Consider the following 9,430-nt stretch of genomic DNA (forward strand, 5'->3'; position numbering starts at 1 on the left):
TGGTGACGCTGATCAGTGCCGTGATTCCGGCAATCATCCTCAGCCCGGTGATGATCGGCGCGCCGTTACCAGCGCTAGCCGACTTGCCGTGGTTCCTCGCGCTGGGTGTTGTCGGCAATGCCGGGGTGCAGTTGCTGGCGCGCAGCTATGCCCATATCGAGGCGCAAGCAGCCGCAGTCATGGAATTCACCGCTTTGCCTTGGGCGGCGCTGCTGGGCTGGTTCATTTTCGCCGAGCCGGTGGCGCCGGCGACATTTGCGGGTGCCGCGATCATTGCGGCGGCGTGCCTGTGGGCGTCACGCGGCAAAGCGTCGCCTATTGACCCGCAGCAAGCGACAATTCCTTGAGGCAGACCTGACGCGCCTTGCCGCCAGCAAGTTCGCCAAGCGCATCGACAGCCGCGCGGGCCTCGGCAAGGTAGCGGGCACGGGCAGCAGGGTCCTGTCCGGCAAAGGGGGCGCTGCAGACGATCTGCACGCCAATGGCCTGGCCGCGCCGCAAATCGGCGACGGCCAGCACGGCTTCGGGTGCACGCGGCAGCCCGCGGGCCAGAGCCACGCCGAGATCATGGGCAGCGACAGGATCGGAACCGCGCGCCAGTTCGGGCGCCAGACCGATCCAGTCCGGCGCGCCATTGCCGATGCCGCGAATGACACGCGGCCAGTCGCCGCCTTCGACCAGTTGCTGCACGGCGGCGCGCGCGCCATTGGCCTGGGCGACTTCGGCGAATTGTGCGGCTGAGAGGATGCCAACCAGCGCCAATATGGTGATCATCGAGCAAGACCCTTTCGGCCACGGATATAGGATCGGGCCGAAGGTTTGCCAATGGCGGCCTGTGTATTCAGGTTGGTGGATCGGCAATCATGGCGGTGAAGTTCGCCTCGGCTACCAGCTTGCCGTTCACTTCGGCGCGGCCGGCGAATTTGGCGATGCGGCCCCGGTCCTGCACGACCTCGACCTTCAGTTCCATCAGGCAGCCCGGCTCGACGGGGACACGAAAACGCGCGTTTTCAATGGCCATGAAATAGACGAGCTTGCCCGATCCGGCACCGCCGGCGCTGTGGATCGCCAGCACGCCGGCTGTCTGGGCCAACGCCTCGACGATCAGCACGCCGGGCATGATCGGCCTGCCGGGGAAGTGCCCGGCAAAAAACGGCTCGTTGATGGTGACGGCCTTGATGCCCGTGGCGGATTTGCCGGGCACGATGTCGATCACCCGGTCCACGAGCAGCATCGGGAAACGATGCGGCAGCAGCGCAATGACCGCCAGCACATCAGCTGTGCTGGCGGTCATTGCCGGTTGGCTGCCTTGCGGCGCGTCGCTCACTTGGTGGGAGCGGCGGCCGGTGCCGTGCTGCTGACGCGCGGCACAGCCTTGTCGAGGCGGGCGATGACATCGGCGGTCACGTCGATGCTGGCGCTGTGCTGGAGCGTGGCGCCTTCGGCCAACGCGATAGACGCGCCGCGTTCCTTCATGATCTGCGTGATGATCGGCTGCGCACCGTCGTTGAGCTGCTTGAGCACGAACTGGCGGCTGGCCTGAAAGGCCTGGTCACGCTGTTGCAGTTCGGTTTCGGCCTGGGTCTTGCGGGTGGTGAAATCCTTGACCTTGGCTTCCCAGGCAGTTGCTGCCGGGCCGGCGGCGGTCGGGCGCGTCTGGCCGAGCGTCTGTTCTTCGGCGCCAAAGCTGGTGCGCAACTGGGCGAGGCGTGCCTGGATGCCGTCGAGGCGGGTCTTGAGTTCGGCCTGCGCCAGCTTGCCGGCGGCAGAATTGGCAAAGACGTTGTCCATGTCGACGATGACGACAACGGCCGGCGGCAGCGCCTGGGCGGCGACCGGAGCGGAAATGGCAGCACTGGCAAGGGCCAGGGAAATCATGATCTTTTTCATCAGAATGCAGTCCCTACGTTGAATTGGAAAAGTTGCGGATCGTCGCCCGGCTGGGTGAGAAGTGCTTTGGCGAGGTCAAAGCGGAACGGCCCGAACGGCGAGTTCCAGTTGACGCCGATCCCCACGGTGACACGGGGACGCGGCGTGTTGCCGAGGAATTCCTCGACAAAACCAGATGATACGCCGTCGGTTGCGAGGCACGGCGTGGTCTGGCCCGCCACGATCGGCGCCGGACGCGTCGGGGCGTTCTGGCAGGTGAGGTTTGGCGCCCTCAAGCTCCACAGCGCGCCGACATCGGCAAATATCGACGGACGCAGGCCCAGTTCGGCGCCGGCGGAACCGATCGGGATACGCACTTCGACGCGGCCGAGGTAATAGGCGCGGCCACCGAGCGAATCGTCCAATGCCTGGCGACGGTCCGCGATGGGCACGCCGGCAGAATCCAACGAGCGGCGCAGCACGCGCGGACCGACGCCGCGAATGTTGAAACCACGGAACTGCGGCTGGCCGAGGAAGAAGCGGTTGGCAAGGATGACGTCCTGCCCGCCATAGCCGGTGGCATAGCCTGCCTCGCCGCCGACGTTGAGCACGAAGCCGGTGCCAAACAGCGGCGTGAAATAATCGTAGTTGGCGCGCGTGGTCAGGAACTTGATCCCAATAGGCACGCCGGCCAGATCCTGGCTGAAGGTGAAACGCTGGCCCTGCGAAGGCAAGCGGACATTGTTCAGGCTGTTGAAGATGATCGAATAGCCGATGGTCGAAACCGTGCGGTTGCCAAGCTGTTCGCACAGGAACCGCCCGGCCTTGAGCGGATCGCAAACGCCGTTGGTGAAGAATGTCGCCTGATCGAGGCCGATTTCCTCGCGGCTGAGACCATAGCGCAGCGACGCCGCCCAGAATTCGGTGATCGAAAAGCCGGTGCGGACCTGGAAGCCGGTCGAGACCTGCGTATAGGTCGTGTCCCGCGAATTGTTGCCGGTGAAACGGAACGAGCGGAAATCGCGGCGGAACACATCAAAGCCCAGCGCGAGGTTGCGGCCGCCCAGATACGGCTCGGTGAAACCGGCTTCGATCGAGCGGCTGAAACTGCTGATGTTGGCCGAGGCGCGCAGTTCCTGGCCGCGGCCACGGAAATTGCGCTGCCGCACCGACAGCGACAGGATGAAGCGTTCCAGACTGGAGAAGCCCGCCGAAACCTGAAGTTCGCCGGTGGGGCGTTCCTGCACGTTGGTTTCAAGGATGATCTTGTCAGGCGTCGAGCCGGGCTTTTGCTCGATGTCGAGCTTGTCCTGGAAATAGCCGAGGCCGAGCAGGCGGTCCTTGGTGCGCTTGACCTTGATCGAGTTGAAGGCATCGCCTTCGGTGAGGCGAAATTCGCGGCGGATCACCTTGTCATGGGTGATGGTGTTGCCGTTGATCTGCACCCGTTCGACATAAACGCGCGGCACCTCCCCGATCTGGAAGGTGACGTTCATTTCGAGCTTTTCCTTGTCACGCTCGAATTGCGGGCGAACATCGGCAAAGGCATAGCCCAGCAGGCCGGCGGTTTCGCTCAGCCCCTCGACGGTGTTTTCGATGAGCTGGGCATTGTACCAGTCGCCGGTCTTGATGCGGATCAAAGGCCGGAATTCGGCCGGTTTGATGTCGCGAATCTGGCTTTCGAGATCGACCTTGCCGAATTTGTAGCGGGCGCCTTCCTCGATCACATAAGTGACGATGAAGTCCTTCTTGTCCGGCGTCAGTTCGGCCACCGACGAGACAACACGGAAATCCGCATAGCCCTGCGTCAGGTAATATTGGCGCAGCTTTTGCTGGTCATAGGCCAGGCGATCGGGATCATAAGTATCGTTGGAGGTGAAGAACCGCCAGGTGCGCGACTGTTTCGACGCCATCTGCTTGCGGATATCGCCTTCGGAATATTTTTCATTGCCCAGGATATTGATCTGGCGAATCTTGGATTTGTCGCCTTCGCTGATCTCGAACACCACATCGACACGGTTCTGTTCGAGCTGGACAATCTTGGGCTCGACGGCCGCCGCAAAGCGCCCGCCGCGGCGGTACAGTTCCAGGATACGGCCCAGATCGGCGCGCGCCTTGGAGCGGGTGAAAATCTGGCGCGGCGCGAGGCGGATTTCCTCGCGGATCTTGTCTTCCTTGATGCGCTTGGCACCTTCGATGATGATGCGGTTGATGACCGGGTTTTCCTTGACCTCGACGGTCAGGGCGCCGGCATCGTCGCGGATCGTGGCATCGGCAAACAGTTCGGACGCGAACAACGCCTTGAGCGCGGCGTCCAGTCCATCACGGTCATAACGATCACCGATGGACAGGTTGAGGTACGACCGGACGGTTTCGGGCTCCAATCGCTCGGTACCGCGCACGACAACCGATCGCACGATGCCCAGATTGGCGGTGGTCGCCGGCAAGGCCGTGGCGTTGGCCGCTTCGGATGCGCGCGATTCCGCTTCGGCCGAAGGACGCTCGGGAGCGGCATCGGGCCTGCGCGGACGCTGCTGGCCCAGCGCGGGGCCGGCCAACATGCTGGTCATCAGCAAGAAAGGCAAAAGGCGGGTCGCCATTGGCGCCATGCCGCCCGAAACTGAACTCACGCGTCTATCACCTTTGCCAACTCGCGCCCCCCCAACACCATGCTGGTCAATGCCCTGCAAGCCATTAGCCTGTAACCCATTGCCCTGCCCGTTCTTGCCAGCCCCGGCGATCATTCAACCCAGCCAGCCAGCCATGGTATCCCACAGCCCGACCGCACCAAAATCATGCCATGTCAGCACGGCCATCAGGGACATCAAGGCAGCGAAACCCGACATGAATGCCCAATTCTGAACACGCTCTGCCATGGGCTGCCGCCTGATGGCCTCGATGCCGTAGAGCAGAAGATGGCCGCCGTCCAGCATCGGGATGGGTAGCAGATTGATGAAACCCAGGTTGATCGAAAAGAACGCCATGAAGGCAATTGCCGACAAAAGCCCCAGCGATGCCTGCTGACCGGCGATTTGCGCGGTGCGCACTGGCCCACCCATTTCCGCGAGCGAGCGTTCGCCCATCACCACCTGGCGGACAGTGCGACCGATGGTCAGCGTCAGTTCCCAGGTATCGCGGGTGGCCAGCCGCAGCGCCTCGCCGACGCCCACCGCTTCGACAACCTGCGCCGGACGGGCGATGCCGAGCCGGGGGTGGCGGGCCGTGTTGCCGAAGCGGTCACGGCTTTCGACCATGCGCGGCATGACCAGCACCGACAACATCCGCCCGGCGCGGTCGATGGACAGCAATACGGGTTCACCGGTGCCGGCGATAACCGAGTTGACGACATCCTCGAAGCGATAGACGGCAGTGCCGTCGATGCTGACGACGCGGTCGCCGGCCTTGAGGCCGGCAGCGGCCGCGGCGCTGCCAGGCATGACCTTGGCAACCACTGCCGGGGTGGCAGGATGGCCGATGGTAACGTTGAAGGCCGCCAATATGGCAATGGCGAACAGGAAATTGATGGCAGGCCCGGCCGCGACAACAATCGCACGCTGCCACAACGGCAAAAACGCGAACAGGTGCTTGCGCTCGGCTTCGGGCAGCAGCAGCAGTTCGGGATCGACCTGGCTGGCCTCGTTCATGTCGCCGGTGAATTTGACATAACCGCCCAGCGGAATGGCATTGAGGCGCCAGCGCGTGCCGCGCCGGTCCGTCCAGCCAAGCAACTCGCGGCCGAAACCGAACGCAAACGCATCGATACGCGCACCGAATGCGCGGCCCGCAAGATAGTGCCCGCCTTCATGCACCACGACCAGCACCGCCACCATGGCGATGAAGCTGGCCAGCGTGAAAATCAGGCCCGGCTGGGGCAGAAAGTCGGTCATCGTCTGCGCCCTTCCACTTGTACGGATGCCACGGCGCGTGCCGCTGCATCGATGGCAACCACTTCATCGAGGCTGCCGACAGGGCCGGATGCGACCTTGTCCAGCGTTGCCGCGACGACGGCATCGATATCAAGGAAGCCGAGTTGCCCGGCGATGAACGCCGCCACGGCGATTTCATTGGCGGCGTTGAGAATGCAGGGTGCCGAGCCGCCGGCGCGCATGGCGGCCCAGGCCAGCGCCAGGCAAGGAAAGCGGTCGAGATCAGGCGCTTCGAATTCGAGCCTTGCCACGGCAGCAAAGTCGAGCCGGGCGGCAGGCGTGGCGATACGTTCCGGCCAAGCCATTGCATAGGCAATGGGAATCCGCATGTCTGGCGTTCCCAATTGGGCCAGCACCGAGCCGTCGATATATTCGACCATGGAGTGGATGACGGATTGGGGATGGACGATCACGTCCAGTTTATCGACCCCGACCGGGAAAAGCTGATGCGCCTCGATGAGTTCGAGGCCCTTGTTCATCAACGTGGCGGAATCGACCGAAATCTTGGCGCCCATCGACCAGACCGGGTGTTTGCAGGCGTCTGCCACGCTGACATCGCGCATGGCCTCGCGGCTGCGCGTGCGGAACGGCCCGCCGCTGGCGGTCAGGATGATGCGCGACACCCGGTCGGGACGGGCATGGTCGAACACCTGGTAGATGGCGTTGTGTTCGGAATCGACGGGCAGCAACACGGCGCCGGAACGCGCCGCAGCCGCTGTCACCACCGGGCCGGCGCAAACACGCGTTTCCTTGTTGGCAATGCCCATGACGGCGCCGCGTTCGATTGCGGCCATGGTCGGAGCGAGGCCGGCGGCGCCGACAATGGCAGTCAACACGATGTCGGCAGGGCGAGCCGCCGCCTCGATGATGGCCGCAGGGCCACCGCCCGATTCGATGCCGGTGCCGGCCAGTCGTTCGCGCAGGTCCGCCAGCTTTGCCGCGTCGCCAATGGCTGCGAAGCGCGCGCCGCTGGCGATGGCGGCTGCGGCAAGGCCTACGGAATCAGTGTTCGCCGTCAGGGCATCGACCTGCCAGCGTTCCGGGCTGCGCGCCACCAGGTCGAGCGCCTGGCTGCCGACCGAGCCGGTGGCGCCCAAGATGGTCAAATTGCGGCTCATCCGGCCCAACCTGTCACTGCAAACACGCCCGCCCCCAACACCGCTGCCGGCACCAGTCCATCCAGCCGGTCCATCACGCCGCCGTGACCCGGCAGCAACGTGCCCGAATCCTTGACCCCGGCACGGCGTTTCAAATGGCTTTCGAACAAATCGCCCAGAATCGACACGGCGCCAAGCGCCAGCGCCAAGGGCACCAGGCGGGTCAGCCCGGCCGGATTGGCATAGCCCGGCCACAGCAGCGCGGCACCGCCTGCAACAAGCGCCGCGCCGACCAGGCCGCCGATGGCGCCGGACCAGGTCTTGTTCGGGCTGATCGCCGGGGCCAGCTTGGGACCGCCCAGCGCGCGGCCGGTGAAATAGGCCAGAATATCGGCGCCCCAGACACAGGCCATGACGAACAGCGTCGCGTAAAAGCCCCAGAACTGCCCGCGCAGCCAGATGAGCGCGATGGCCGGCAACCCGCAATACAGCAGTCCGGCGATGGTGGCGCGGCCGGAACCCGGCAGCAGACGCCGCGAAAACAGCCCCAGCAGCGCCGTGCCGCCGCCAAGCAGCAGCATCGCCTCGCTGACCGACCCGATGGCCGTCAGCATGACGACGCCGGCCAGCACGGCGAGGCCGGTGCGGCGGATCATCCCGCCCAGCCGGTGCATCGCCGTCCATTCGGTAAACATGACCAGGACTGCGGCAGCGGCAAGCCCGGCAAAGGGGATGCCGCCGACCCAGACCGCACCGATCGCCAGCGGCAACAGCACAAGTGCCGTGCCGATCCGCTTGAGCAGCGTGGAATTTGCAGGTTCAGCGGCCACCAAAACGCCGTTCGCGGGTTGCAAATTCGTCCAGAGCCGACGCCAGTGCTGCGGCGTCGAAATCCGGCCACAGCGTTTCTGTGACGACAAATTCGGCATAGGCGGATTGCCAGAGCAGGAAATTCGACAGGCGCATTTCGCCGGATGTGCGCAGCACCATGTCGGGCGCGGGCATGTCGGCGGTGTCGAGCCGGGCACCCAGCAGGCCCGCGTCGATGTCAGCGGGGTCGAGCGTGCCAGCAACGGCCGCCTCTGCCAGCTGCCGCGCGGCACGGGCCAGTTCGTCCTGACCACCGTAATTGAGCGCCATGACCAGGCGCAGCCGGACGTTGCCAGCGGTGCGGCGGCGCGCCTCGTCGAGCATGGCGACCAGATCGGGCTTGAGCGCGCGCCAGTTGCCGATGAATTCCAGCCGCACGCCGTTTTTGGCCAGCGTGTCGATTTCGGACTGCACATAATGGCGCAGCAGCCCCATCAAATCAGCGACTTCTTCGGCGGGGCGCTTCCAGTTTTCGCTGGAAAAAGCATAAAGTGTCAGCACCTCGATGCCCAGTCCAGGCGCGGCCTCGACCACGCGGCGCACCGCCTCGACGCCGGCCTTGTGACCCGCCAGACGCGGCAGGCGCCGGGATTTTGCCCAGCGGCCATTGCCATCCATGATGATGGCAAGATGGCGCACCGCAGCCGCCGTGCCCGAAGCAACGCCCGCAACAGCAATCGGGGCGGCAGCGGTGGTCACCGGGCCATGATTTCCTTTTCCTTGGCGGCAGCGGCGGCATCGATATCGGCAATCGCCTTGTCGGTGATCTTCTGGACATCGGTTTCCAGGCGCTTTTGTTCGTCCTGGCTGATCTTGCCCTTTTTCTCGGCGGCCTTGAGGACGTCCATGCCGTCGCGGCGCACGTTGCGGGCGGCAATCTTGGCCTTTTCGCCATAGCTGCCGGCCAGCTTGGCCATTTCCTTGCGGCGTTCCTCTGTCATGTCGGGAATCGGCAGGCGCAGAGTCTGGCCGTCGGTGATCGGGTTGAGGCCCAGCCCCGCCGAGCGAATGGCCTTTTCCACCGGCGTGACGTTGGAGCGGTCCCAGACCTGCACCGACAACATGCGCGATTCAGGCGCGGTCACGGTGGCGACCTGCGACAGCGGCATCATCGCGCCATAGACTTCGACCTGCACGGGATCGAGCAGGCTGGTATTGGCGCGGCCGGTACGCAGCCCGGCCAGATCATGCTTGAGGGCATCCACGGCGCCGGTCGTGCGCCGTTCCAGATCCGCCTTCCAGGGACCGGGTTCAAAATCAGCCATGCGCCAGTTCCTCTGTTGTCACCATTGTCGATACGCCCCGGCCTTCAAGCACGGCCAGCAGGGCGCCGGCTTCGCGGATGTTGAATACCAGGATCGGGATGTTGTTGTCGCGGCACATCGATACCGCGCTAGCGTCCATGACCTTGAGATTGTCGGCCAGCACGCGCGAAAAACTCACGCGCTCATACCGCTTGGCGGTCGGCACGATCTTGGGATCGGCATCATAAACGCCGTCAACGGATGTGCCCTTGAACAGCGCATCGCAGTTCATTTCGGCAGCGCGCAGCGCAGCGCCGGTATCGGTTGTGAAGAATGGATTGCCGGTGCCGGCGGCGAATATCACCACCCTGCCCTTTTCCATGTGGCGTTCGGCGCGGCGGCGGATGTACGGCTCGCACACCGA

The 9,430-nt window shown here is 64.5% G+C and carries 11 protein-coding genes; 1 reads left to right on the plus strand and 10 read right to left on the minus strand.

The genetic code is table 11. The features are described 5' to 3' along the window. The coding region (locus RMQ73_RS02100; RefSeq protein WP_310496326.1) for an EamA family transporter at positions 1-347 on the plus strand (347 nt) is incomplete at its 5' end. Here the strand turns inward: RMQ73_RS02100 and RMQ73_RS02105 are convergent. From RMQ73_RS02105 to RMQ73_RS02150, 10 genes are all read right to left on the minus strand, one after another. Continuing rightward, on the minus strand, positions 316-774 hold the full coding sequence (locus RMQ73_RS02105; RefSeq protein WP_310496327.1) for a hypothetical protein: 459 nt from the start codon (positions 772-774) through the stop codon (positions 316-318). The genes RMQ73_RS02100 and RMQ73_RS02105 overlap by 32 nt on opposite strands. Positions 775-841: 67 nt before the next feature. Beyond that, a complete protein-coding gene (gene fabZ / locus RMQ73_RS02110; protein WP_310496328.1) occupies positions 842-1,294 on the minus strand; it encodes a 3-hydroxyacyl-ACP dehydratase FabZ in 453 nt (150 codons plus the stop codon). Positions 1,295-1,323: 29 nt separating this feature from the next. Continuing rightward, entirely contained in the window at positions 1,324-1,890 is a 567-nt protein-coding gene (locus tag RMQ73_RS02115) for an OmpH family outer membrane protein (protein ID WP_310496329.1), read from the minus strand. Beyond that, the gene (bamA, locus tag RMQ73_RS02120) at positions 1,890-4,439 is read right to left on the minus strand and encodes an outer membrane protein assembly factor BamA (RefSeq protein ID WP_310496330.1); all 2,550 of its coding nucleotides are present in this window, start codon (positions 4,437-4,439) and stop codon (positions 1,890-1,892) included. Before bamA ends, RMQ73_RS02115 begins: the two co-directional genes overlap by 1 nt. A 174-nt stretch (positions 4,440-4,613) precedes the next feature. Continuing rightward, on the minus strand, positions 4,614-5,756 hold the full coding sequence (gene rseP, locus RMQ73_RS02125) for an RIP metalloprotease RseP (RefSeq protein ID WP_310496331.1): 1,143 nt from the start codon (positions 5,754-5,756) through the stop codon (positions 4,614-4,616). Then, the gene (locus RMQ73_RS02130) at positions 5,753-6,913 is read right to left on the minus strand and encodes a 1-deoxy-D-xylulose-5-phosphate reductoisomerase (RefSeq protein WP_310496332.1); all 1,161 of its coding nucleotides are present in this window, start codon (positions 6,911-6,913) and stop codon (positions 5,753-5,755) included. The genes rseP and RMQ73_RS02130 overlap by 4 nt, the downstream gene beginning before the upstream one ends. After that, complete coding sequence (locus RMQ73_RS02135; protein ID WP_310496333.1) at positions 6,910-7,722, minus strand: phosphatidate cytidylyltransferase; 813 nt, start codon at positions 7,720-7,722, stop codon at positions 6,910-6,912. The genes RMQ73_RS02130 and RMQ73_RS02135 overlap by 4 nt, the downstream gene beginning before the upstream one ends. Next, entirely contained in the window at positions 7,712-8,461 is a 750-nt protein-coding gene (locus tag RMQ73_RS02140) for an isoprenyl transferase (protein ID WP_409049818.1), read from the minus strand. Before RMQ73_RS02140 ends, RMQ73_RS02135 begins: the two co-directional genes overlap by 11 nt. Further along, a complete protein-coding gene (frr, locus tag RMQ73_RS02145) occupies positions 8,458-9,027 on the minus strand; it encodes a ribosome recycling factor (protein WP_310496335.1) in 570 nt (189 codons plus the stop codon). Before frr ends, RMQ73_RS02140 begins: the two co-directional genes overlap by 4 nt. After that, positions 9,020-9,430 (minus strand): uridine monophosphate kinase (locus tag RMQ73_RS02150; protein WP_409049819.1); only part of this gene is annotated, 411 nt, incomplete at its 5' end. The genes RMQ73_RS02150 and frr, both read right to left, overlap by 8 nt.

The organism is Sandarakinorhabdus sp. (assembly GCF_031430775.1).
GTDB lineage: Bacteria > Pseudomonadota > Alphaproteobacteria > Sphingomonadales > Sphingomonadaceae > Sandarakinorhabdus.